The 24,066-nt window shown below is 37.3% G+C and carries 21 protein-coding genes and 2 pseudogenes; 14 read left to right on the forward strand and 9 right to left on the reverse strand.

Going from position 1 to position 24,066, the window contains the following annotated elements; genetic code table 11:
* Positions 1 to 7: 7 nt before the first annotated feature.
* Positions 8 to 1,360, reverse strand: a complete 1,353-nt coding sequence (locus tag FS608_RS23045) for an aspartate aminotransferase family protein (protein ID WP_144554908.1) — start codon at positions 1,358 to 1,360, stop codon at positions 8 to 10.
* Between the two features lie 168 nt (positions 1,361 to 1,528).
* On the opposite strand from FS608_RS23045, the gene FS608_RS30910 reads away from it, so the two are divergent.
* Complete coding sequence (locus FS608_RS30910) at positions 1,529 to 1,702, forward strand: hypothetical protein (RefSeq protein ID WP_222127399.1); 174 nt, start codon at positions 1,529 to 1,531, stop codon at positions 1,700 to 1,702.
* Here the strand turns inward: FS608_RS30910 and FS608_RS23055 are convergent.
* Positions 1,699 to 3,282 (reverse strand): PucR family transcriptional regulator, encoded by a 1,584-nt coding sequence (locus FS608_RS23055; RefSeq protein WP_144554909.1) that lies wholly within the window; start codon positions 3,280 to 3,282, stop codon positions 1,699 to 1,701. The genes FS608_RS30910 and FS608_RS23055 overlap by 4 nt on opposite strands.
* Positions 3,283 to 3,441: 159 nt before the next feature.
* Between FS608_RS23055 and FS608_RS23060 the strand changes: the two genes are divergently transcribed.
* The 6 genes from FS608_RS23060 to FS608_RS23085 all read left to right on the forward strand — a co-directional run bounded on the left by FS608_RS23060 (position 3,442) and on the right by FS608_RS23085 (position 9,441).
* On the forward strand, positions 3,442 to 5,070 hold the full coding sequence (locus FS608_RS23060; protein ID WP_144554910.1) for an amidohydrolase: 1,629 nt from the start codon (positions 3,442 to 3,444) through the stop codon (positions 5,068 to 5,070).
* Positions 5,067 to 5,267, forward strand: coding sequence for a DUF3311 domain-containing protein (locus FS608_RS23065; protein ID WP_260871781.1), 201 nt, complete (start codon positions 5,067 to 5,069; stop codon positions 5,265 to 5,267). Before FS608_RS23060 ends, FS608_RS23065 begins: the two co-directional genes overlap by 4 nt.
* Complete coding sequence (locus tag FS608_RS23070) at positions 5,267 to 6,751, forward strand: sodium:solute symporter family protein (protein ID WP_144554911.1); 1,485 nt, start codon at positions 5,267 to 5,269, stop codon at positions 6,749 to 6,751. The genes FS608_RS23065 and FS608_RS23070 overlap by 1 nt, the downstream gene beginning before the upstream one ends.
* Positions 6,752 to 6,768: 17 nt before the next feature.
* The gene (locus tag FS608_RS23075) at positions 6,769 to 7,992 is read left to right on the forward strand and encodes a Zn-dependent hydrolase (protein WP_144554912.1); all 1,224 of its coding nucleotides are present in this window, start codon (positions 6,769 to 6,771) and stop codon (positions 7,990 to 7,992) included.
* A 368-nt stretch (positions 7,993 to 8,360) separates the two neighbouring features.
* Complete coding sequence (locus tag FS608_RS23080) at positions 8,361 to 9,170, forward strand: alpha/beta fold hydrolase (protein WP_144554913.1); 810 nt, start codon at positions 8,361 to 8,363, stop codon at positions 9,168 to 9,170.
* 136 nt (positions 9,171 to 9,306) lie between these two features.
* Positions 9,307 to 9,441, forward strand: coding sequence for a diguanylate cyclase domain-containing protein (locus FS608_RS23085; protein WP_260871782.1), 135 nt, complete (start codon positions 9,307 to 9,309; stop codon positions 9,439 to 9,441).
* A 308-nt stretch (positions 9,442 to 9,749) separates the two neighbouring features.
* Here the strand turns inward: FS608_RS23085 and FS608_RS23090 are convergent, their stop codons facing one another.
* On the reverse strand, positions 9,750 to 10,352 hold the full coding sequence (locus FS608_RS23090) for a DUF421 domain-containing protein (protein WP_260871783.1): 603 nt from the start codon (positions 10,350 to 10,352) through the stop codon (positions 9,750 to 9,752).
* 492 nt (positions 10,353 to 10,844) lie between these two features.
* Between FS608_RS23090 and FS608_RS23095 the strand changes: the two genes are divergently transcribed.
* From FS608_RS23095 to FS608_RS23120, 6 genes and pseudogenes are all read left to right on the forward strand, one after another.
* A complete protein-coding gene (locus FS608_RS23095) occupies positions 10,845 to 11,813 on the forward strand; it encodes an FUSC family protein (RefSeq protein ID WP_144554914.1) in 969 nt (322 codons plus the stop codon).
* A 169-nt stretch (positions 11,814 to 11,982) separates the two neighbouring features.
* Positions 11,983 to 12,171: pseudogene (locus FS608_RS31455) on the forward strand (alpha/beta fold hydrolase); the annotation flags it as partial.
* 183 nt (positions 12,172 to 12,354) lie between these two features.
* The gene (locus FS608_RS23105; RefSeq protein WP_144554915.1) at positions 12,355 to 12,855 is read left to right on the forward strand and encodes a GNAT family N-acetyltransferase; all 501 of its coding nucleotides are present in this window, start codon (positions 12,355 to 12,357) and stop codon (positions 12,853 to 12,855) included.
* Positions 12,856 to 13,018: 163 nt separating this feature from the next.
* Positions 13,019 to 13,627, forward strand: coding sequence for a hypothetical protein (locus FS608_RS23110; protein ID WP_186328865.1), 609 nt, complete (start codon positions 13,019 to 13,021; stop codon positions 13,625 to 13,627).
* Positions 13,628 to 13,744: 117 nt separating this feature from the next.
* Positions 13,745 to 14,662, forward strand: coding sequence for a VOC family protein (locus FS608_RS23115; protein WP_144554916.1), 918 nt, complete (start codon positions 13,745 to 13,747; stop codon positions 14,660 to 14,662).
* A gap of 70 nt (positions 14,663 to 14,732) precedes the next feature.
* A complete protein-coding gene (locus FS608_RS23120; protein ID WP_144554917.1) occupies positions 14,733 to 15,299 on the forward strand; it encodes a DUF4256 domain-containing protein in 567 nt (188 codons plus the stop codon).
* A 57-nt stretch (positions 15,300 to 15,356) separates the two neighbouring features.
* On the opposite strand, the gene FS608_RS30515 is transcribed toward FS608_RS23120, so the two are convergent.
* From FS608_RS30515 to FS608_RS23150, 6 genes and pseudogenes are all read right to left on the reverse strand, one after another.
* Positions 15,357 to 15,533 (reverse strand): hypothetical protein, encoded by a 177-nt coding sequence (locus FS608_RS30515; protein WP_186328866.1) that lies wholly within the window; start codon positions 15,531 to 15,533, stop codon positions 15,357 to 15,359.
* A 97-nt stretch (positions 15,534 to 15,630) separates the two neighbouring features.
* Positions 15,631 to 16,670, reverse strand: a pseudogene (locus tag FS608_RS23130) (DUF1835 domain-containing protein).
* Between the two features lie 780 nt (positions 16,671 to 17,450).
* Positions 17,451 to 18,878, reverse strand: coding sequence for a glycoside hydrolase family 1 protein (locus tag FS608_RS23135; RefSeq protein ID WP_144554919.1), 1,428 nt, complete (start codon positions 18,876 to 18,878; stop codon positions 17,451 to 17,453).
* A complete protein-coding gene (locus FS608_RS23140; protein WP_186328868.1) occupies positions 18,868 to 20,148 on the reverse strand; it encodes a PTS sugar transporter subunit IIC in 1,281 nt (426 codons plus the stop codon). Before FS608_RS23140 ends, FS608_RS23135 begins: the two co-directional genes overlap by 11 nt.
* A 26-nt stretch (positions 20,149 to 20,174) precedes the next feature.
* On the reverse strand, positions 20,175 to 20,495 hold the full coding sequence (locus FS608_RS23145) for a PTS sugar transporter subunit IIB (RefSeq protein ID WP_144554920.1): 321 nt from the start codon (positions 20,493 to 20,495) through the stop codon (positions 20,175 to 20,177).
* Between the two features lie 15 nt (positions 20,496 to 20,510).
* Positions 20,511 to 20,834, reverse strand: a complete 324-nt coding sequence (locus FS608_RS23150) for a PTS lactose/cellobiose transporter subunit IIA (protein ID WP_144554921.1) — start codon at positions 20,832 to 20,834, stop codon at positions 20,511 to 20,513.
* Between the two features lie 239 nt (positions 20,835 to 21,073).
* Here FS608_RS23150 and FS608_RS23155 point away from each other — a divergent pair, with 239 nt between their 5' ends.
* A complete protein-coding gene (locus FS608_RS23155) occupies positions 21,074 to 23,809 on the forward strand; it encodes a sigma-54-dependent transcriptional regulator (protein WP_144554922.1) in 2,736 nt (911 codons plus the stop codon).
* Positions 23,810 to 24,066: the final 257 nt, after the last annotated feature.

Genomic DNA, 24,066 nt, shown 5'->3' on the forward strand with positions numbered 1-24,066 from the left:
CGTATGGTTATAAGGATTCAATTGCTTGAACTAATTTTGCTAGAATAAAATCCTTTTCCTCCAACGTAATATTTAATGGTGGAGATAAGGTTAATACGTTGTTATATCCTGCAACAGTTACACCATTTTTTCCAATAATGAGTCCTTGCTCTTTGCACTTAGCAATCACTTGATTAACCTTTTCTACAGGCAAAGGATTTTTTGTATTGCGGTCTTCGACGAGCTCGATTCCAACAAGCAATCCTTTTCCGCGAATATCACCGACGTGAGGATGATGTGAAATTCTCGCTTTTAACTCTTCTAGTAAAATCGCACCCATTTCGGTAGATTGTTCAAATAGATTTTCTCGTTCCATAATTTCTAGATTTTTTAATGCCACGGCACATGCTGCTGGAGAGCCTCCAAATGTATTGATATGGCGGAAGAAGTCATAATTGCCGTTTTTCGTAAACTCCTCATAAACTTCTCTCTTTACTGCCGTTGCTGAAAGTGGCATATACGCGCTGGTAAGTCCCTTTGCCATGGTAATAATGTCAGGCTGAACCCCATAATGTTGATGGCCAAAGGCTTTTCCTGTCCGTCCAAATCCGCAAATGACTTCATCGACAATTAATAAGGCGCCATGCTTCTCGCAAACTTCTTTTACACCCTTTAAGTAATCATCCGGAGGCATAATAACCCCGCCGCCTGTGATAATCGGCTCCAATATCATCGCCGCAATGGTTTCTGAATGTTCCCAGGTCATGATTTCGTCTACTGCTTTAACGGAAGGTAAATCGCTAGGATTCTTAAATCCATCTTCATTGGAGCGATATTGATCCGGCGCTTTCACATGAATAAATCCTGGTGCTAATGGTTCGTATTTATATTTCCGTTCTGCTTGCCCTGTTGCAGCAAGTGCTCCCATGGAGTTCCCGTGATAGGCACGATAACGAGATACGATTTTATAACGGCTGCCTTGCCCTTTTTGCTGGTAATACTGTCTGACAATTTTAAATGCTGTTTCATTTGCCTCTGAGCCGCTATTGGAGAAAAATACTACATAATCTCCACCTAATAATTCGCTGATTTTTTCAGCAAGTAAAATCGCCGTAGGATGCCCATTTGTTAATGGTGTATAGTTGTTCTCTAGAAGTTGGTCATAGGCCGCTTTTGCTATTTCTTCTCTTCCATAACCAACATTTACACACCATAATCCCGACATGGCATCTAAATAACGATTGCCCTCAATATCTGTCAGCCAAGCACCTTCCGCTTTTTGAATGATGGAAGTAGATTGCGGGTTATACGGCTTCATTGCATGCCAAAGATATTTCTCATCTTTCGTAACTAAATTTTCACCTGTTTGAACATTACCCATCCTGAGTCACTCCTTTACAATTTGTTTCGTCTGTCTTTATTGTGAAGGGTTATGACTCCATAATCATCAGACACAATGTAAAACGTTTTCGAAACACGTTTCACATATTGACAACTATTTTTGCAAAGGCTGTGTTAAAGCTTATTGTTTATTTATTTTGGCACCCTGTTGATTGGAGTGGAGGGCACGAAGACTCCTGCGGGAGGACTGGGCAGGGGAGACCCCACAGGAGTGCAGCGACGAGGAGGCTCGCCGGACCGCCCGCGGAAAGCGAAGTGCCCGGAGCGGAAATCAACAGGCACCATTATAGAGCGTTCACGAAAAAAAATCCCTCTTTCTTAAGAGAGATTTTCAACATCTGCAGACTGGAAATTAAATTGAGTAGCGAGCAGCATTAATTCAACAACAAGACGCTTAGGGGGAAGCATATAATCACTGCCTATTAAGCTTTCAATTTTAGACAAACGATGATATAACGTTTGACGAACAATAAATAGCTTTTCAGCCGTCTCATTTTTCTGACAATTACATTGTAAATAAACCTGTAATGTTACAATCAGATTCCCATTATTTTTAGCATCGTATTCATAGAGGGGCTCTAAATATCTTTTGGCTAAATCCATAATGGCTTTATTTTTTTGCAGCTGAAGAACTAATTGATGTAAGTATAGATCTTCATAAAAATAAGAAAGATGAGCAGCATTACTTCGGATTAACAGGGTATCCTGTGCCGTTTCGTAACTTTGATGGACTAATTTATATTGTTTGACAATCTGCCCGACAGCCGTAGTGACAGATAGATCTATATATTTTTGATTCTTTCTAAAGTCCTTGATTTTCTCAATGCATTCGATAATCCGATGTTTTAGATCATGTCCATAGATATCCGCAATAATATAAATGAGCCGTTGTTTTTCTTCTAATAGAAATAAAACGAATCCTTTTTTTTCAAAAACATTCCGGGAGTATAATTTGTAATAATTTAAATCATTTTCTTTTTTGGATTTCTTAATCTGATCGATTAAAACAAAGTAAGAGCAATTTAACAAATGGTGAAAACTCTGTTCCTTTAAAAAGGAGGTGATTACAGAATCTTCTACCGTTCCACCTAACCAAGCCTCTAATAACATTCGGGAGTGCATATTTTGTTTCTCTTCTATATATAAACTGCGTAACAAATATTGTGATAGGGCAATAACCGTTCGATCCAATACCAACAATTCAAACTCATTAATCGTACGATCCTCTGTGAAAATACATACTTCTCCATACCGTTCTTCTAATATATTTACTTCACATTTGGCAAAGTGCCTTGAACTCCCCTTTGTTTCATAAGTGTCTCTTAAGTTCTTATATACCTGGTGTTTTTCATTTGGTATAAAAAATGGCTGCTGACCGTTGATGATAAAGGCAACGTTCATGTTTAAAAATCTATTAAGTCTCAGTAAAATATGTTCATAATGAGTGATCTTTAATGTTAATTTGTTGATTTCTTGAGAATAATTCTCCAGCCGTTTGATCATTTCATACTGTTGATTAATTAATACACTATGTATTTCTTGTGTTATTTCAATAAAGGGGACGATCTCGCTAAACACAAGAATAGGGAAACGATGAAAATCAGCCAGCTTTACTACTTGATGTGGTACTGATTGAATATGTTCACCAAATTCAATACATAAACCGGCTGCTTCTTTTGCGATCAGTTGCTCTACAAAATTGAATAGAGTCTTTTCCTCAATGAGTTGAATACCAGTTGTTAAAATTAACTCGTTACCCTTTATTAAACTAGTAATCTCTTTCGATTCTAGTATATGAACCCACTTGATTGTATTGGAAACCCCGCCATGACCTGCTATCATTTCCACTTTTTGGAAATGTTTTTTATCAAATAAATCTTGAACTGTTAGCGAATAAGACATGTTGATCCTCCCTCCAAAAAAGCGCTTACAAAGAATAATATAACATAATGTAAAACGGTTAAGAAAACTTCTTTACATTATGTTCATACCGAGAGGCTAAAAAGCTATGTTATATTTATTTTTGTTATAATCTAAAAATTGTGATAAAGGAGTGGACTAATGAATCAGACAGCTCTATTAAACGGTGAAGTCATTTCAGTGAATAGTAGAAACGAAGTATTTGAAGCATGTTTGATAGAAGACAACAAAATTGCAGCAGTAGGAACAACAGAAGAAATTAAAAAGCGCATTAACTCCTCAACAAAGGTCATTGATTTGCATGGAAGATCTGTTTTACCGGGTCTGATTGATGCTCATATGCATCTTTTTTTATACGGCAATACATTAATGCACCTCAACTGTAAAGAACCCTCGATCAACTCGATAGAAGAGCTATTAGAAAAATTAGCAGCCATTGTTCAAAAGGCGAAAAGTGGACAAATTATTCGCGTATTTGGATTCAACGAGTTAATGGTAGAAGAACAACGTTATCCCACCATTCAGGAACTTGATCAATTAACAGAAGAACACCCAATCGTCATTACCCGTACCTGCGGGCATATCGGCATTGTGAATTCAGCAGCCTTAAAGTTAGCCGATATTGATGCAGCTACACCTGATCCTCCAGGCGGAACCATCGAAAAAGACAACAACGGCAAGTTTACAGGCCGCCTCATCGAGAATGCCTTTTTACAATTTAATCAAAATGTGACTTATAGTGATGAAGAATTGTTCGAGGCGCTGACAAAAGCGCAAGAACAATTATTTGCGAATGGAATTACAAGTGTCCACGATGCAGGAGGATTTGACGAAAATACCTTTAGAATCATGCAAAAGGCATCAAATAAAAAGCAACTAAAAGTTAGGACTTATGCCATGATTGCTAGTCTAAACGATTGCGAAAACTTTACGAAAAACATGATAAAGGCGGGTGTCATGACCCATACGGGCAATGACTTTTTCAAAATTGGCCCTGCCAAACTATTTACGGATGGCAGCAGTACAGGACCGACCATCGCTACGCGTGAGCCTTACACAAGTGATGGGGACAATTACGGTTACTTGATGTATACAGAAGATGAACTTTATTCCATCCTTTCAGAAGCCCATCAAAATGACTATCAAATTACCGTGCATGCCCAAGGGGATAAGGCGATTGAGCAATATTTGGGTGTGATTGAACGTTTATTAGAAGAACATCCACGCGATGATCATCGCCATCGTGTCGAGCATTTAGGAATATGTCCGCCAGACTTGCAAGAAAAGGCTAGGGGGCTAAATGTTATTCCGGTACTCAATCCATCTTTCCCATATGAATTCGGTGAAAGTTATATTCGCAATTATGGTGAGCGAACTGATTATATGTATGCAGCGAAGGACTTACTGAACCAAGGCATCATCACCGCCGCTGGCTCAGATGCTCCGATCACAACCGTTAACCCACTTGTGGGCATTTACACAGCAGTTGCCAGGTTGACCCGACAAGGTACAGCTTTTGGACATCAACAACAAGTGTCTCTGATGGATGCCATTCGCATGTATACGTATAACGCGGCCTTTGCAAGCTTTGATGAAAAGATTAAAGGCAGCATTGAAGAAGGCAAATTGGCAGATTTAGTGATATTAGATACTTCTCTATTAAACAGTCCTATCGAAAAGATAACCGACATTAAAGTGGATGCAACGATGCTAGATGGTGAAATTGTTTATGAAAAAAACAAGAATAGGATTGGAGTGGGAATTAAGTGAGAAAGTATGCGCAGCTTTTACTGATTATTCCTTTCATTGGAATGTGTGTCCTTCTGCCATTAGCTGATCGTATAGAACCGTATGTTTTAGGAGTGCCTTTCTTACTATTTTGGATTGTATTATGGATGATTCTATCTTCGGTTGTTCTGCTCATCGTGTATAAGTTAGATCCTGCAAATAAAGGAAGTGAAGTGTAATGAACAGTGCTTTGGTCATTATCTTTCTCGTCGCGATTGTCGCTTTATACTTAGGAATTCGAGCAACCCGTGGAAAAGAAATGAACGTCAATGAATTCGCGGTTGGGAATAAGGGATTCGGCACACTATTTGTATTCCTGCTCATTGCAGGTGAAGTTTACACAACCTTTACCTTTTTAGGCGGCAGCGGATGGGCCTATTCAAAAGGTGCAGCAGCTTACTATGTTCCAGCCTATATTTGCTTGGCCTATGTGCTGTCCTATTGGATGGTCCCTAAAATTTGGCGGTTTGCGAACAAGCATGGGGTTATTTCACAGCCCCAATACTTTATGAAAACTTATAAAAGTAAAGCACTTGGTTTGGTTGTCGCCTTCATCGGTCTAATCGCGCTCATCCCATATATCGTCATCCAATTAAAAGGACTAGGAATCATCGTATCAGAAGCTTCTTATGGAACCATTTCACCATTGATGGCTTCGACGATCGGTGCAGCGATTGTGACGATCTATGTTACTGTCTCTGGTATCCATGGTTCTGCTTGGAATGCCGTATTAAAAGATATCATGATTTTATTTGTAATTGTATTCTTAGGTATCTATATTCCTTATCATTATTTTGGCGGAATCAGGCCTTTATTCGAAGCCCTTCAAACCGCTAAACCGGAAGTTTTAACCTTTGCATCTGAAGGCCTTAGTAAGTCATGGTTTATTTCTACCATCGTATTAAATGCATTTGGTTTTTACCTATTACCACAGTCGTTTAGTGTAGTATTATCCGCTAGAAGTGAACGTGCATTAAAGAAAAACGCGATCACGCTGCCGTTGTATACGATTTTAATTTTATTTGCCTTCTTTATTGGATTTTCAGCGATTATTCAAGTACCTGGTTTAGAAGGTGCTGACGGTGACTTGTCACTGTTACGTCTCACGATGCAAACATTTGATCCTTGGTTTGTAGGAATTGTTGGCGGGGCCGGCGTACTTACGGCGTTGGTACCGGTATCCGTTATGGTCATGTCTGGAGCAGTTGGGTTAATGACAGGTTTTTATAAGTTAATTAAGCCAAATTCAAGCGATCGCCAGCAGCTGACCGTGTCTAAATTATTTGTTTTATTCATTATTTTAACTGCTTATATTTTCAGTATTTTCGGCGGAGAAGCTTTGGCTATTTTAAACATCATGTCCTATGGTTTAATTACTCAATTAGTGCCTGCGCTGATTTTTGGTTTCTATAAAACAAAGTTTATGAATGCGTACGGGGCGATTGCCGGTATTATAACAGGTGTTTCCATCGTATTATTTAATTCAGTCACTGCATTTAAATTAGTAAATATTTTCCCAAATATTCCAAGTGTCATTAATGATATCAACATTGGTTTTGTAGCCATTGCGGTTAATATTTTCATTGGAGTAGGTGTAAGTTTACTAACTAACACATTTGCAGCAAGAGAAAGTTCCGAGGTAGTAGAAGAATTGGCAAAATAATTAAAGGAGGGCTCTTTGTGATAAAGTGTAATCCGAATCGACTTGAAAAATTAATTGATTTATTTAGTTTGTTTGGCAAAACAGATAACAACGGAGTAACGAGGCTCTCATTATCTGCGGAGGATATCGCAGCACGTCAGAAATTCCAAACATTATGTGAAGAAATAGGAATGACCGTCACCTACGATGATATGGGGACCATGTATGCCACATTACCTGGAAAGAAAAACTTGCCTCCTATTGTTATCGGTTCTCATTTAGACTCTGTTGTCAAAGGCGGGCGTTTTGATGGTGTGCTCGGTGTGCTAACTGCTTTAGAGACGGTCTATACGATAAAAGATGAAAATATCGAGTTAGACTACCCAATTACAATTGTCAATTTTACAAATGAAGAAGGGGCCCGGTTTGAGCCATCTCTTATGGCTTCCGGTGTGTTATCCGGAAAGTTTGAAAAAACAAAAATGCTCGCATCAACAGATAGAAATGGCATTACATTTGCTCAAGCATTAAATGAAAGCGGTTTCGAGGGACCTGTGAAAAATCGGTTAAAAGAAGCGAGCGCTTATATCGAACTGCATATTGAACAAGGACCTGTACTTGAAAGGAAAAATTTAGATATCGGTGTTGTAGTAGGTGTGCTAGGAATGGTATGCTACGAAATCACTGTCAGTGGAGAATCCAATCATGCAGGTACCACACCGATTAGCATGCGTAAAGATCCAATGTTCACTGCTGCTAATATGATTGCAGATATGCAAAAACAATTACAGAGATTAGATTCGGATCTTGTATACACCATCGGAAGGATCAATGCCTATCCTAATATTCATACAGTGATTCCTTCAGAGGTAACCTTTACTTTAGAGGCAAGACATCAGGATCCTGGGGTTATTGCCGAAGTAAGCCGGATCGTGGAACAATTACCCAAAAATTCAAATGGATGCTCAACCAAATCAACACTTCTATGGGATCGAGATACAGTTGATTTTAATGAAGAAGTAATCAATGCTGTGGAATCTACTTGCAAAGAGTTAGACTATAAAGAAAATCGAATGTATAGCGGCGCTGGTCATGATGCCCAATTCATCGCCTCTTATATACCAACGGCAATGATTTTTGTACCAAGCGTGAATGGCTACAGTCATCGTGAGGATGAATTAACTTCCTATGAAGACTGCGCAAAAGGTGCTAATGTTTTGCTTAATAGTGTATTAAAACTATGCCGTGAAAAAGTAAGATAAAGAAAAAAGGGGTCAGTCCCCCGCTGCTTTAACGCAATGGGGGACTGAGGAGTTTAGGGTTTGTTAAGCAACCTCGACATTGGGGTTGTTTTTTATTTTTCAAAATAAGATACTGAATTCATATTCTTAATAAAAATGAACCTGGTCTATTAAAGGGTAATATCTTTACCCAAAACGGTGAGGGGATGATGGGATTCATCGTCTTTACCATTGCTGCCATTTACTTTGGATATAAAATCAAAGACCAAGGGAAGACCAATGAGACGGTTCTGGTCGCACACAATCATCATAAAGTTAACTAAAATCTTTAAGAAACTATGAAAAAGTAAAAGTTTTCGTTAAAGGTATATTAAAAAGGGGAAATTATCATGAATTGTTTAGTTACCAACGGCAGTATTAACTATGAAATGATTGGAAGTGGATTTCCATTATTAATATTACATTCAATGGGGACTGACCATAGGTCTATGAAGGCATGGCTGGAGCCTGTTTTTAATGAATTAATAGGTTTTCAGAGAATATATATCGACATGCCCGCTCATGGCCGAAGTTTAATTGATGCGGATTTCAGTTCTTCCGATGATATGGTCGTTAACATTTTAGATTTTATTGATCAAACAATACCTAACCAAGAATTTTCTATCATTGGTTTTTCCTATGGTGGATATTTAGCTCAAGGTATTTTGCATAAGAGACGCGATCATGTAAAGAGTATATGCCTACTGGCTCCTGCTCTTCATCTGAACCAAAGAGTCCTGCCTAAAAAAATAGCATATGTCAAAGATACGTCTAAATTACATATGTTGGATTCTGATATTAGATTAGCGTTTGAAACATTAATGACCTATCAAACGAAAGAGAACTTAGAGTATTTTCTTAACGAAATTCAACCTGGACGATTATTAGCCAATCGTGAGTTCCTTGCGTCAAATTGGAGAGAAAAAGGGTATTACTTTTCTGAGGAACCCTTTACTGATGCAGATATCCTTTCACAACCGGCTCTCGTTATTTTAGGGAAACTAGACTCCATCTGTGGATATAAAGACCACTATTTTCTAATAGATAAATTTCCAAATTCCACATTTGTCATTTTGGATCAAGCAGGTCATATGCTTCCAATTGAAAAACGTGAACTTGTGCAAGAACTAGTTAAAGATTGGCTGATTAGGACTTTCTAGTTCATGAACTAAGAGGATCAAATTAATACCATTTTGTTTTTATTTTGGATGAGTAACCCGATACATTTATATTCCTTTTCGGAAAACGGTAAACATTATTTTGAAGCTGCGCAAATCCGTAGAGGCGCAACCGCTAATGACTACTAAAGGAGTTATTCCTGTAACTTTCAGTAGTGGCGTGGCCGAGGCAGTGAAAGAGACAGAGGAAACACTTTATCAGCTTTTGAATAAGGCGGATCAGGCTTTATATGCTGCAAAACGAAGGACGTAATCTAGTGCGTGTTTATGTGTAAGATATATAAAGGTTGTCCTTAATCGATGAACCAGCAAAAGTAAAATAAACGGAGATTTTCCGGTTAAATGCAGAATGGGGCTCGCTTCGGGTGGAAATAAGAGGAGATTTTCCGCTTAACCAAAGCAAAATCTCCCATTTTTAAGTTTTTCGGGTAAATAGACGGAATTTCTCCGGCTATTTAAGCCTTTTTTAATAATAAATATGAATTAAGCGGAAATTCTCCTTCTATATTATCAGCTCGGCTGCTTAACCAGATCCCTCAATTGGATCGTTGGTTTTCTGGCTTATTGCAGATATTTCGGATTATTTTTCTGCTTACCCTCAAGTTCCTCAAAAATGCTTGTGGTCTCTTGATTACTAGGAGATGTCATCTGGTTTGAATCCAGGGATTTAGTAAAAAATGTGTTCATTAACTGTTTAAACTCTCCCGTAGTTAAAGGCTTAGCATCCTCATTCAATTCATACCCAAGTAATCCATTCGGTTCAATCGTTGCATATTTTACATCTTTCATTTTTGATATCCCTAGATTTCGCATTCTCATTTCTAATTGATCGACGGTTAGGCGGAGGTTTTTTAAATTTTGCTGATTGATTTCCCCATTCTCAATCACTACTTTGGCTTTACCTGTGATAAATTTTTCAACGGCATTGAATTTTAGTTGTAAAAAATCCACAACCATGACTGTTGCCACAAAAACCGCTGCTCCTCCAATCGCCTTTACCATACTCTTTTCAACAATCGGTTGAACAATGATTGTACCAATCGATAGCATAAGGATAGTTTGCGAAAGTGTCATCTGTGCGATTGATTTCCGACCGGAAATTCTTATCAGTAAAATACCAGCTAAAATTAAAACGAAAGATTGCCAAATAAACGAGAAATCCACCTAATCACCCTTCGTATAGTTTTAAATGTCCTATGATTAGAATGCTAAAAAGGCATTAATATTATGAGTGATTTGATTTGAATTTGGTCATCCATCGACATTCTTTTTATACTTTTCATCGGAAAAATCTAGGCAGAATACGGGTTGAGGTAAATTTTAATTAAACGTTTGTATAGGTTCGAAAAGCCGAGAATTAAATAGAATACTGAAAGTTTACGAGAAGCCCATCTGATTTTGTAAAAAGATGAGTTATTTCCTGCGGAATATATAAAAGTTCTTCGACAATCTTTGTGCGTACATCGCAGGGCGGATCCTTATAAATCAATACTTTAAGCTTTTTCAATCAAACGTTTGAATAGTATAGCCTATCTGGTATTTAGTCGAATGAGTGTCGATTAATTTGAAAATGCTGGGTATAAAGATATTTGAGGAACAGAAACCTAATGAAGATGGAAGGAAGAAAGGGAGATTGTTTTGAAAAAGAAAAAAGGGATGGTAGAAAATAAAACAGCATTGATTTGGAAAATGGCTATTGGATCCGCCGTTTCTTGGGAATTAGCAAAATTAGTTGGCTCGGACCATCCCTATTTAGCGCCTCTTTCTGTTGTTTTATGTCTGCAAACTACGATTGATCAGTCGATTCGATATTCCATTCACCGCATTTTGGGAACCATGATCGGTATCATCTTAACGGCTTATCTAGCAAGCCATCTGGACATGAATGGCTGGATACTGGGCCTTTTATTGTTAGGCTCTACATTTATAGCAAAGTGGTTGAGACTAGATGAAACGGTTTTACATCAGGTTGCCCTCACTGTTATTTTAATCTTTACGTTTGAACGGAAGTCAAAGGATTATTCAGTAGATCGGATACTGGACACAATCATTGGAGTAATCATCACGATATTAATTCACATGCTTTTATCTCCGCCAGACTTTACAAAAAAAGCAGTGGCAGCTACTGAAAAATTAGCCCTTCAGCTGTCTGACATACTTTTAGAACTCTCCAATTGGGTCCATTTGGAATGGGGAGGGGAAAAGGGACAAGTAATGGAGTACAAAATAAATCTTTTTCTACAGGAGTTACATAATACGAAAGCTACAATAGACTTGGCTTCCAAAAGCATAAAATTCAATCCTCTTGGTAAAAAGCATGCAGCCATTCTCTCTACGTACCAAATGAAAATGGAAAAGATGAAAAAGGGATACCAGTATGTTTCAACAATAGTAGGAACCTTGAAAGATTGGGAAAAGGCCGGGCAGCTGCTATCAAATGATCAAATCGAAGTAGGAAATCATTTGAAAAGCTTAAGTGAATATTTTAAAAATCTAGGTGAGGGGAAGGAAGCGAACCTGCCAAGTTCTCTGAACCAACTTCAATCAAACCCACCCTCTAGTTATCAGATTTATCGGGAATTTTTCTATTTAGAAACAAGGAATTTAATGCAAAAATTATTATAAGTTTGAAAAGGAGTGTCACTTTCTGAGTTTTTGAAGGCATCTTCTCGTGTAAGAAGGAGAAGTGTCATCAAAAACTTTTCTATTTTGGATGGTGAATATTTACAAATAAGGGTATCATCGAATTGTTGGTGAGTTTTCGTTAAAGGTAGATTAAAAAGGGAAAATTATCATGAATTGTATAGTTACCAAAGGAAGTATTAACTATGAAGTAATTGGCAGTGGATTTCCGATATTAATATTACATTCAATGGGGACTGACCATAGATCAATGAAATCATGGCTGGAGCCTATTTTTAATAACTTAATAGGTTTTCAGAGAATATATATTGATCTGCCTTCACATGGCCGAAGTTTGATTCCATTTTGGATCAAGCCGGTCATATGCTTCAAATTGAAAAACGTGAACTCGTACAAGAACTAGTTAAAGATTGGTTAATTACATTGTTAAGAAATCTAACATAGTTGATGTCGAAAAACAGTGACTTATATAAAATTTGAATTATACGAAACACAGTTTCTAATTTTAGCTTAAATAGGGGTTATGAAAATGGAGATTAAAATCGCAAGAGAAATGGATGTTCCCGTTGTTTTCCAGATTATGCTAGAAGCATTTGAAGAATATCGATCACTTGAAGTTCCTTCGAGTGCCATTAATGAATCGTTAGAAGCATTACAAATTGCTGTTAAGAGTAATTCAGAGAAAGCTTTATTATGCTTGAAAGATGGGAGGTCTCTAGGTTCCTGCAGGTTTACCATGAAAGAGGATATTTTATATTTTTCGCGAGTATCTGTGATACCCTCAGCAAGAGGTAAAGGAATAGCAAAGGCTATGTTATTGTGGCTTGAACAATATGCTTATGACAATTCTAAAAGGAAAATGGCTTGTCGTGTTCGAATGTCATTACCTAAAAATATTAGTTTATACCGGTCCCTGGGTTATTTTATTTCTAAGGAGGAAGTTGTAACGAATCCAAATGGATTTTTAGTGAAAACTGTTTTAATGGAAAAAACTTTAGGTGCACCGAATAGCTCAGTGAATTAAATTGACATGGAACCTTAGCTCTAGGATGTGTAACGATAAAAAATGCCTTCCCGTTCAGGGAAGGCATTTTTGTCATAAATTCAAAATATTTAACAAATTCTAGTAGATTGCTTCATCTTTTGCATTATAATTAAGAAAAAAGAAAATGCTTAGCAGGATGTGGATGGATGAAGTGAAATTTATATTAAAGGATGCTTATCATTCAGACCATGCACTTGAAATTATATTTTCTTCTTTGCGCTGGTTTTTTTTAGTAGTGTCAATTTCTGTCTTCACTTTTCAATATGTTGAAAAGCCAGTTCATATAAAACTTACCCTATTTATACCGTTGGTTGTTTTTGGATTTATCTATATGGGTGTTTCAGATTATTTTTTACATAAGTCACCGGAAGGATCGAGGGCGTACACATGTATGGCTAAATGCGGCCCATTCTTTGACTTTATTGCTTTTTCTGCCCTTGTCCCATTAACGGGAGGAATCGATAGCCCGCTGTCTCCCTTGGCCTATTTAATTATTTTACATATTGCAGTTTATTGGAGATTTCTAGGCGGTATCATTGCTGCTATTCTATTTATCTCGGTGTATTCTATCATTTTTTTCAAACAAGTTTCAGATATCTCCTCGGTTGATAGTATCATCAATTATTTTTGCCATGTACTCTTTTTGTTCCTGATCGGCGGTTTAGGCGGAATTATTGTTTCAAGAGAAAGGAAGCATTATTCAGAAAAAAACTTGTTAGTAGAAGTTGCCAATTCATGGCGGGGGCGGTAGCTGCTTTTGAAAGGTTTAACAACAGGATGAAAATGGTAAAAATGAATAGGAATGATAACCACTTTACACTGGAATTTTGGACACATTCTTGTTAAATAAAATTAAGGAGGAAGAACGATGACGATAACCAATCAAAAAATCGTTCCGCATTTATGGTATGACAAGGAGGCAAAAGAAGCAGCCGAGTTTTACACTTCCATATTCCCAGACTCGAAAATTACGAATATAACAACGATCCATGATACTCCATCAGGCGACTCAGATATTGTCTCATTTGAAGTCTGGGGCCAGAAGTTCATGGCAATTAGCGCAGGGCCTCATTTCAAACTCAATCCATCGGTATCTTTTATCGTAAATTTTGACCCATCACGGGAAAAGGACGCGGGAGAAAAATTAGATGAGGTTTGGAACAAATTGTCTCAAGGCGGCACAGCCTTAATGCCACTTGATAAGTATCCGTTCAGTGAAAAGTTTGGCTGGATTCAGGATAGGTATGGTTTGTCCTGGCAGTTAATGCTTACCAATCCGGAAGGTGAAGAGCGGCCTCCGTTAGTGCCGTCACTATTGTTCGTTGGCGATAATTGCGGTCACGCGGAAGAGGCGATTAATTTTTATTTATCGGTATTTAAGAACGCAAAGCAGGGACTTGTCGCCCGCTACCCTGAAGGTATGGAACCTGACAAAGAAGGAACCATCATGTTCTCTGATTTCAGCTTTGAAAATCAGTGGTTTTCCGCAATGGATAGCGCGCATAAGCACAAATTCAATTTTAACGAGGCATTCTCATTTATGGTATATTGCGACACACAAGAAGAGATTGATTACTACTGGGAAAGGCTCTCGGCTGTACCTGAAGCTGAGCAATGCGGCTGGCTGAAAGATAAGTTTGGTTTATCTTGGCAGATTGTGCCGACTGAGATGGACGAGATGATGGGCAAAGGCACTCCAGAGCAGCTTGCGCGCCTAACGGAAGCATTTCTTAAAATGAAGAAATTTGATCTAGTAAAATTACATAAAGCTTATAATGGAGAATGATGATCTAGCCTATCCTACATATTTGGCAGGAAGAAGACATGAAAAAGGTTAAAACAATGGAGGAACTAATATGACAAAGATAATCATGGAGTTGTCACTGGAACAAACTGAGGAACTACTTAGTACTTTGAAAGCCCGTTTTGAGAAAAACATCAACCGACATGAAGGTTTTGAATGGGCTGAAGTACAAGCTAGGCTCGAAGTTAATCCTGAAAAATTGTGGTCGCTTAATGAAATGGAAGGAACTGGCGGTGAGCCGGATGTTATTGGTCATGATAGTAAGACGGGCGAATACATTTTTTATGATTGTTCAGCGGAAAGCCCTAAAGGCCGCAGAAGTCTTTGTTATGACCGTGAAGCGCTGGAGTCCAGGAAACAGCATAAACCAGAAAATAGCGCCATTGATTTAGCCGCTGCCATGGGCATTGAACTTTTAACGGAAGAACAATACCGGGAGCTGCAGAAACTTGGAAATTTTGATCTGAAAACGTCGAGCTGGGTGCAAACACCAGCTGATATTCGAAAACTTGGCGGGGCCATCTTTTGTGATCGCCGCTACGATACTGTCTTTGTATACCACAATGGAGCAGAATCCTACTATGCTGCAAGGGGTTTCCGCGGCTCGCTAAGGGTTTAATTTTTACAGACAGCTACATTTAAAAACATCCCCAGGCTTTGGTTAGCCTGGGGATGTTTATTTATCTAAATAACGATTGTACATTTCTAAGCATTCTAGCAGTTCGGTTCGATATACCATTAATGCTTTTTTTATTGTTTCATTGTGATTGTTATTCAGTTCATGGTTGCAATTCTCTAATTCCAACGACTTAATGGCAGTAAGATCATGATAAATATTTGTTAGATTGTTCATGTCCCTGATCCTCCAACTCCTCTAGCAAACTTTTTATGTTTTTCTAATAGAATTGACACTATTTTTGTTTTTTATACTAGGTTCTGTTGGCGTTCTATCAAGTTAATTTAATACTGTAGGATCGCATGGCTTCTAAACTTCCCTCATATTCAAAGGAACCTTGTTCGATTAATTTTCTAAGCCGGTATTCCAAAAAGTCGTCTCCACATATTGTTCTATACGACCATAGACTTCCCCAATTATTCGCAACGCTGGAATATATACTTTTTTCTTCCGCTTTCCCTGTATTTTTTGGGCCATTTTAATGATAAATTCATCAAAATAATCTTCTGAAACACTGTTTATTTCTCCATTTTCCCATAATCTTAACGTTCCATTGTGTTCCGATAGAGATACCCACTGATTTTCTAATTGATTCCGTTCCACCTCTGTTAAACATAGTTGATTTTCCTGTCCATATTTGAATAGGGCGCTTAATTCTTCTGAAAGGATTTCCCCAGAATGTAAGGGAGTATATTTTTTCGCTTTCGCTTTAAACACTTCACTATAAAGCTTGGCTGTATTGAAGATGGTAATTGTGTTTGCTCTTTCCTTTAACAAGAACAATACAAAAAGAAGACCGGTTTGTTCATGGGCATTTTCACAAACCCAGATGTTAATCGGTACATCTTTAGGAATAGAATGAATTTGAAGATAAGCCTTTTGAATTTCTTCTATATATTCATCTACCTCTTCTTCGAGACCACGTAGGCTGCTTTTTATCCATTCATATCGTGTTTTTTGACTACTCTCAGTATGTAAATTCGTTATTGGTGCAACGGCAAAGTTGTCATGAATCGAAATGATTGGCTCTTCTTCATGTATCCCCATCTCTTTTAAAATTGGCTTTAAATATTGATATCCAAAGGTGATATGTACTTTTTGATAATTTCCTTCACTAGTAAAAGTGGTAATCGGGTCCTTTGGATATAAAATATGGTTGTATATTTCTTTCATTTGATATGAAAATTCAACAGCTGTATATTCTTTACATTCCAATAAACTCGTACTCAAGAGAATATGGTATAAATACGATCTAACTTCAGGTTCAGGTAAGTTCTTGACTATCTTTTTTAACTCTTCGATCGGCAAATCCATTTTACTCCCTCATTTCCTAACTGGACAGTCCTTGCGGTCAAAGCTAACTTCATTAAAAACTACGAGAACCGTCGCCATGGCGTTCATGGCGGTCCCTGTAGAGTTCTCGATATTTACCCGGTGGGGTTCCTACGATTTTCTTAAAGAGATTTTGGAAGTGTGTTTCGCTTTGGTATCCCACCTAGAAAGTAATTTCTTTTATTGTTGAGTTTGAGTTTTATAAAAGGTTATTATACGTGTTCTATCTTAGAAACGAAAATTTAAGCAGCAACAAGATCAACGTAAATACATTACAAAAGAAACATATGAGATTTCACCTGCCGCAAGATATCTACTAGATGAAGAAGGAACATAGAGATTAAAATACCTTGATCTAAATTCATTGGGTTAAGTTTTTTTTATCTTTACTTACGACATATTTTAAGAGATTTATTATATAATTCTGGGCACTTATGATGTATTTCACGAAACTTACGACATTTATTGGGTAGTAATTGGCAATTATCTCGAGGTGGAGATACTTATAACGAAACCATAATAGATATTCCAGTGGATTTACTAAATTTCATTTCTATTATAAAAAAAGTAGCACAAACCATGGTCCTGGTTTGTGCTACTAATCTTAAAATGTTTATTGTTAAAGACTTAATCAAAAGAACTATGAGAACTGCCTCTGTGTAATTACTACTCCAAATCTTCCCCGTTAGACTCAATGACTTTTTTATACCAATGATAGCTATCTTTTAATAAAAGCCAAGAGAACCGTCCCTATGGTCCGTCTTAAAGTTCCTTACCATTCGTTTTGATTACATTCTGATACCAATAAAAACTGTCCTTTTTGATTCTGCTCAGATCTTTTAGTTCGTCGTCTGTGCGATTTACATATACAAAGCCATATCGTTTTCGAAAACCGCTTGTTGTGCTAAGCAAATCAATGTACGACCATGGGCTATAGCCGAATAATTGAACCCCATCGTTAATGGCCAACTGGCACTGTTCCAAGTGCTTACGCAGGTAATCAATTCTGTAAGCATCATGAACTTTGCCATCATCGGTAAGTTCATCAATCCCGCCCAGTCCATTTTCGGTAATGATCATCGGGATATGATAACGATCATGAAGTTCGTTCAATAAGACCCGTAATCCAATAGGGTCAATTTCCCAGTCCCATTCTGTTTTTTCAAGGAAGGGATTCTCTGCACCTTGATAAAGACCTGGAAGGATTTCAAATTCCGTGGAACCTTTCTGTCCATCTTTGTTCACTGTAAAATCACGGCTTGCCATCTCTTCAGGTGCGTATTTCACTACTCTGCTCTGATAATAATTAATCCCTAATAAATCAGATTTGGCTGATTTTAATAGCTCCATGTCCCCAGGTAGAATCGTAGGTTCGCATTCGTTTTCTAGCATATATCGCCAAATATTCTCCCGATATTCCCCGTATAAATACAAATCTAAGAATAGGTAGGTACGAAAATCATCAGCAACACGGGCAGCCATTATATCTTCCGGCTTACAGCTTGCTGGATAATTCGGTGCCAGGCCGATAGCTGGACCTATTTTTCCGCCTTCAACCATTTGATGGCATAACTGAATAGCCCTGGCGTGGGCAAGTGTCATAATATGATTCATTTCATATTTCTGTTTTTCCGCACTGATGTCGCTGGATTCATTAACGGGCATAAGGTACGGTAGTAAAAACATATTGCTCTGTTCGTTGATCGTAAACCAATATTTCACACGGTCGCCGAAATTTTCAAACAGGACGCGGCAAAAATTCTCAAAGTCATCCAAAATTTTTCTTGATGCCCACCCGCCGTATTCCTGCTGTAACACCAAAGGTAAATCAAAGTGGTAAATCGTAGCTAAGGGTGTTATTCCGTTTTTAAGTAACTCATTAATTAATTGGTTGTAAAAGTCGATCCCTTTATTGTTCACAGACCCTCGACCATTTGGTAATATACGTGGCCATGAGAAGGAGAAGCGGTAGGCCGTCATTCCCAGCTCTTTCATTAAGGCCACATCTTCTTTGATCCGATGATAGTGATCGGATGTAATACTCGTATCAGCAAAGTTAGGGTTAATATTTACATCTACAATGGATAATGATTTTCCATCCTCAAGAATAGCCCCTTCTACTTGATAAGCAGCAGTTGAGGCACTCCAAAAGAAATCATCAGGAAAACCAGTCATGTTGTTATATTTCATTGGCAATCGGTCCTTCCAAGTGGCTTTCATTCTGTTCTAGTTCTTTTTCTTCTTTCATTTTTACTCGTTCTGCTACTTTGAAGAATGGAAAGTAAATTAAAACAGATAATACCAATTCAATAGCCTGCCATACCGCTGCCCGCCAATCTCCACCGGTTACTAGGAAACCACTGAATATAGGAGGCGTAGTCCATGGAACAGATACAATTGGCCTTCCGATAATTCCAAAGGACATTAAGAAATAGGTGATCGTAACCAAAATCATTGGTGTCAGAATGTATGGGATCATGATAATCGGGTTTAGCATGATTGGGAATCCAAACACGAGCGGCTCATTAATACAAAAGATACCAGGTGGTAAACAAATTTTTCCTAAAGATCGATATGTCTTACTTTTTGAAAATAACATTAACAACACGAGACCGATGGTACCGCCTGTCCCTCCAAACCACATACCAAAGTAGTAAAGACCGTCTGCGATTACGTGAGGGACCGCTTCTCCTGCAGCATTTGCCTCTGCGTTTTCTGCTAAAAAGCCAAGCATAACAGGGTAGTAAATGCCACCAAATATACTATCTCCGTTTATTCCACAAATCCATAATAGTAATGTAAAGAAAATAAGGACTAGTACTCCAGGTAATGTATCTAAACCAAATACAAGTGGCGAAATCATTTTTGCAATCAACGCATTAATATCAAAGTTTAAAGGAACTCTTATTAACCAAAACCCTATTATTAAGGTAAAGGAAGGGATTAAAATGGTAAAAGAGTCAGAAACATAGGATGGTACTCCGGTAGGTAATTTGATGGTGATGCGTTTCTTAACAAAAAATTCAATTACCTTAGCTGATAATAAAGCAACAATAATAGCTGTAAAAAGACCAGATGCACCGAAATTAGCTGTATTTATTTTTAAGTCAGGCGGCGCCACTTGCAGGATGAGAAAACCGACTAAGGCTGTTATGGCCGTCCCAATTGCATCAATTTTTAATGCTTTTGCAAGATTGTAAGCGATACTAAGAGTGGCGATAATACCAATCATTCCAAATGTTAAATCGTAACCTACGTTAAAGTATTTGACATAGGGCTCAATCAGGTTCGTCCACCATTTAAAGGGGAAACTCGAAATAATGGTAAATAAACTTCCTACGATGATAAACGGTAGGATCATCATCATCCCGTTACGAATCGCCTGCATATATTTGTTTTCACCAACGGCCACAAAACCATCCATTAGTTTTTCTTGGAAGAAATCAAATAGTTTTTTCAACTTAATCACCCCTTATGATTTGGAGCTTATGCCCCATGAGCCTTCTTATAAAGCTGTTTGGCGTGTTCAATAATCTTTGTTCCGTTTTGAAGGGCATAATCAACAGAATTAATGACGTCTACTGGAATGTTGTCCGCCATTGCTTCCTTCTCTAATGACTTTTTCTTATAACGGATTTGCGGTCCCAATAAAACCACATCGTAGTTTTTATAATGATCAAGGAAAAGGTCGTAAGTGATAGCATTGATAACGTAATTGGCCTTTTCATTTTCTGGTAGTGAGTTCATCATACTTTGAGCTACTAAACTAGTGGATGCGCCTGCACCACAACATAATAAAATTTTCATTTTGTTCACGTCTCCTTATAATCCATTGATTTTCTTTAATTCTTGAATTTCTTTAGTTTGCTCGATTAATTGCTCGATTAATTCTTGTGCAAGTTTCGCTGTCATTAAATGATCCTGGGCATGAATGAGAAGGATCGATATCTTCATATCGTCTCCTTGTGCTTCCTTTTGTAATAATTGTGTTTGCGCTTTATGGGCTTCGATCATGGTGGTTCTTGATTTGTCCAATAATTTTTTAGCTATATCGAAATCCCCCTCTCTTGCATTCTCCAATGCTTCGAAAGCATCGCTTTTGGCATCACCAGCATGGGTGATAATGGCCATAATTTCATTTAACATAGACTCCAAACTCCTTTTTCTTGTGCTTTACACCTTAATATAATGCAAGAACCATGCCAAACTTTAAAATAGTTATTTTGTAAGCGGTTTAATGTGAATTTATACAGAACACAGAAGAGATTATACACTAACACATACACTAATCCGCAATATCAATTACTGTATTTCTTAGTGTATAAAATATGTTAGACAAATAGTGAAGGGGCCTCTATACTGATTATGAAAAGGGGGAAAACAGCATGAAAATAGAAGAAGAAATCATACAATATATAAAAAACGAGACCAATAAACACCTAACAACCCCTGATTACCCTGGAATAACAACCAATGAAATTGCCGAGAGATTCTTGATTCAGCGCTCCAATGCAAGTAATATTCTGAACAAATTATATAAAGAAGACATATTATCAAAATCGGAGGGGAGGCCTGTTTATTTTAAATTGGTTTCCCATCAACAAACGATTCAATCGCAATCAAGCTTTGATCGACTGATTGGGATTGATGGAATTCTAAAAAAATGTATTCAGCAGGCAAAGGTTGCCATTTCCTATCCACCTAATGGTTTGCATACTTTATTATTAGGCCCAACCGGGGTAGGAAAAACTCTATTTGCAGAATTAATGTATCGATTTGCTATTGAGAACCATTTTATTCAAGAGAATGCTGCTTTTGTTTCGTTTAATTGTGCGGATTATGCGAATAATTCACAGTTTCTATTAGGTCAGTTATTTGGATACAAAAAAGGTGCTTTTACAGGAGCTAGTGAAAACTTTAATGGGGTTGTAGAAAAAGCTAATAATGGGATTTTATTTTTAGATGAAATTCACCGCCTTCCACCGGAGGGCCAAGAGCTATTGTTTTATTTAATCGATAAAGGCGAATATTCAAAGCTTGGTGAAGCAACTGTCAAACATAAAGTCAACTTGTTAATTATTTGTGCCACTACAGAGAATGTAGATAGTGCGTTATTACAGACCTTTTCCAGACGGATTCCGATGACTATTTCGATTCCTGCTTTACGTGAGAGGGGACCAAGAGAGAGATTTGAATTAATCAACATATTTTTTAAGCAGGAGGTGAAACGGGTTAATCGGGCTATTCATGTAAAACGTGAAAGCATGAAGAACTTATTAGCCTATCCTTGTCCAGGTAATGTTGGTCAATTAAAAAGTGATATTCAATTAATATGTGCCAATGCCTTTTTCGATTGTATTTCAAATGGTGGAAGCGATATTGATGTTGAATTAGCGCATTTACCATCGCATGTTAAAAAGGGGATGATCCATTACCGTGATTTTAATGATGATTTTGAAGAGTTATTGGCTGACCAAGAAATCTTTTCCTTTTCTTTTGATCACATTCATCGAAAAAATGAGGAAGGAAAGGAAAAGGCCAATTTTTATGAGAAAATTGAGGCAAGGGTAAGTGAATTAGAAAAGAAAAACTATTCAAGCCCAGATATTCAATTAATTATGAATTTGGAAATTGAGAATTATTTTAAAAGGTTTGTCGGAAAATTTGAAGGTGTTGAAACAAATCTAACAAAATTTGTGGACCAAAAACTCATTAATTTGGTGGAAAAATTACTCTTAGAGGTATCAAGTAAGACTGGGACAAACTTTCCTGCAAGAATATTTTATGGTCTCTGTTTTCATCTTCATTCATCAATTGTAAGACTGAAAGAAGGAGGGGAAATTGTTAATCATAACCTTTTAGATATCCAGGAAACGTACCCCTTGGAGTATAACCTCGCTAAGGAATTCTGTAAAAGGTTGGAAGAGCAATATCAGGTAAAAGTTCCCGCGGATGAAATTAGTTTTATCACAATGTTCTTAAGTTTTGAAAAAATGGAAGAAAAGAACCAAAGCGCCCCACCCTCGATTATTATTGCGATGCATGGAAAGAGTACTGCATCTTCCATGGCTGAAGTGGTCAACCGTTTACTTGGGATTGATCATATTTTGGCTTATGATATGCCTCTTGAAAAAAGTGCTCAAACTGGGTATGCAGAGTTAAAGCAACTTATTAAGACGAATCAAAGTCCATCAGGAGTTTTATTACTTGTTGATATGGGTTCGCTTGCTATGTATGGTGAACTAATTGCGGAAGAGTTAGGGACCAATATTAAAACGATTGATATGATTACGACTGTTGTTGCTTTAGATATTGCTAGAAAAGCAGAAATTGAACATAATCTTGAGAAAATATACCAATCTATTTCGAATCAACTACCCTTATCGTTGAGCTATGGGTCGAAAAGATATGACTATCTCGCATCTAATAAGGAAACTGCGATTTTAACAGTTTGTACAACAGGTGAAGGTAGTGCGATGAGAATTAAAAGTCTAATAGAAGATAATATTGATATCTCTGGTCACAATACGGAGGTAATTCCTCTTTCTATTAGTAATCGGTTGGAAATGGAAAAACGAATTTCGACCATTTCTAAAAAGAAAAGGATTTTATTAATTGTAGGGACTATTGATCCGAAAATATATGGGATACCATTTATGCCGTTAAGTGATCTTATTATGTATAATCATTACGATAAAATCAATCAAGTATTACAAACCAATCAATCGATTTTTGTTCCGGGGACAACCGGGGAAATACATGAGGATCAACTTTCTTTAGAACAAATTCTTGATAGTCTATCTCAAAAGTTACAATATATTAAGACAAATGAATTTCAACCATTATTTGAGGTATTTTTGCAGCGAGTGAATCGTGAATTGGATGTTTCCTTTGATATGGATAAATTAGTAGGCATGACCTTTCATATTGCAAATGTAATTGAAAACACCATTAACAACAAAGTTACTGCAGTCTTTCAAAAAAGGGATCGTTTCATGATTACCCATGCAAAGGGATTACATGTATTAAAGGAAATTTTTGTCCCCCTAGAATTAGCTTATAAAATAAATCTTAGTGATGATTCCATGTGTTTTATTTATCAAATGTTAATGGATTTGTGAGGTGAGATAGGACACCAACGGTTACTGAGGTGAAAATCCTTTTAAAAATCCAGTGGAATAGATATAGAGATGGAAGAAAGCGGATTAGACACATGTAAAAATGTGTTCTAATTCGCTTTTTTTAGTAGTTTGACCCCTTTCAAATAGAAAGGAGCGATTAACTGGATACTAAAAAACCTCTTAAAATGAAATGCTGCTGTCACATCAGAATAATCTGTTTGAAATAATTACCCCCTATAATATGTATGATTGCAAGT

The sequence above is a fragment of the Bacillus sp. X1(2014) genome (assembly GCF_007678255.1).

Excerpts from the sequence above, each read along its gene's own strand:
- FS608_RS23045 (WP_144554908.1), bottom strand. The coding sequence starts at position 1,360 with ATGGGTAATGTTCAAACAGGTGAAAATTTAGTTACGAAAGATGAGAAA.
- FS608_RS23055 (WP_144554909.1), bottom strand. The coding sequence starts at position 3,282 with ATGTCTTATTCGCTAACAGTTCAAGATTTATTTGATAAAAAACATTTC.
- FS608_RS23060 (WP_144554910.1), top strand. The coding sequence starts at position 3,442 with ATGAATCAGACAGCTCTATTAAACGGTGAAGTCATTTCAGTGAATAGT.
- FS608_RS23070 (WP_144554911.1), top strand. The coding sequence starts at position 5,267 with ATGAACAGTGCTTTGGTCATTATCTTTCTCGTCGCGATTGTCGCTTTA.
- FS608_RS23080 (WP_144554913.1), top strand. The coding sequence starts at position 8,361 with ATGAATTGTTTAGTTACCAACGGCAGTATTAACTATGAAATGATTGGA.
- FS608_RS23085 (WP_260871782.1), top strand. The coding sequence starts at position 9,307 with ATGACTACTAAAGGAGTTATTCCTGTAACTTTCAGTAGTGGCGTGGCC.
- FS608_RS23095 (WP_144554914.1), top strand. The coding sequence starts at position 10,845 with ATGGTAGAAAATAAAACAGCATTGATTTGGAAAATGGCTATTGGATCC.
- FS608_RS23105 (WP_144554915.1), top strand. The coding sequence starts at position 12,355 with ATGAAAATGGAGATTAAAATCGCAAGAGAAATGGATGTTCCCGTTGTT.
- FS608_RS23110 (WP_186328865.1), top strand. The coding sequence starts at position 13,019 with ATGGATGAAGTGAAATTTATATTAAAGGATGCTTATCATTCAGACCAT.
- FS608_RS23115 (WP_144554916.1), top strand. The coding sequence starts at position 13,745 with ATGACGATAACCAATCAAAAAATCGTTCCGCATTTATGGTATGACAAG.
- FS608_RS23120 (WP_144554917.1), top strand. The coding sequence starts at position 14,733 with ATGACAAAGATAATCATGGAGTTGTCACTGGAACAAACTGAGGAACTA.
- FS608_RS30515 (WP_186328866.1), bottom strand. The coding sequence starts at position 15,533 with ATGAACAATCTAACAAATATTTATCATGATCTTACTGCCATTAAGTCG.
- FS608_RS23135 (WP_144554919.1), bottom strand. The coding sequence starts at position 18,878 with ATGAAATATAACAACATGACTGGTTTTCCTGATGATTTCTTTTGGAGT.
- FS608_RS23145 (WP_144554920.1), bottom strand. The coding sequence starts at position 20,495 with ATGAAAATTTTATTATGTTGTGGTGCAGGCGCATCCACTAGTTTAGTA.
- FS608_RS23150 (WP_144554921.1), bottom strand. The coding sequence starts at position 20,834 with ATGTTAAATGAAATTATGGCCATTATCACCCATGCTGGTGATGCCAAA.
- FS608_RS23155 (WP_144554922.1), top strand. The coding sequence starts at position 21,074 with ATGAAAATAGAAGAAGAAATCATACAATATATAAAAAACGAGACCAAT.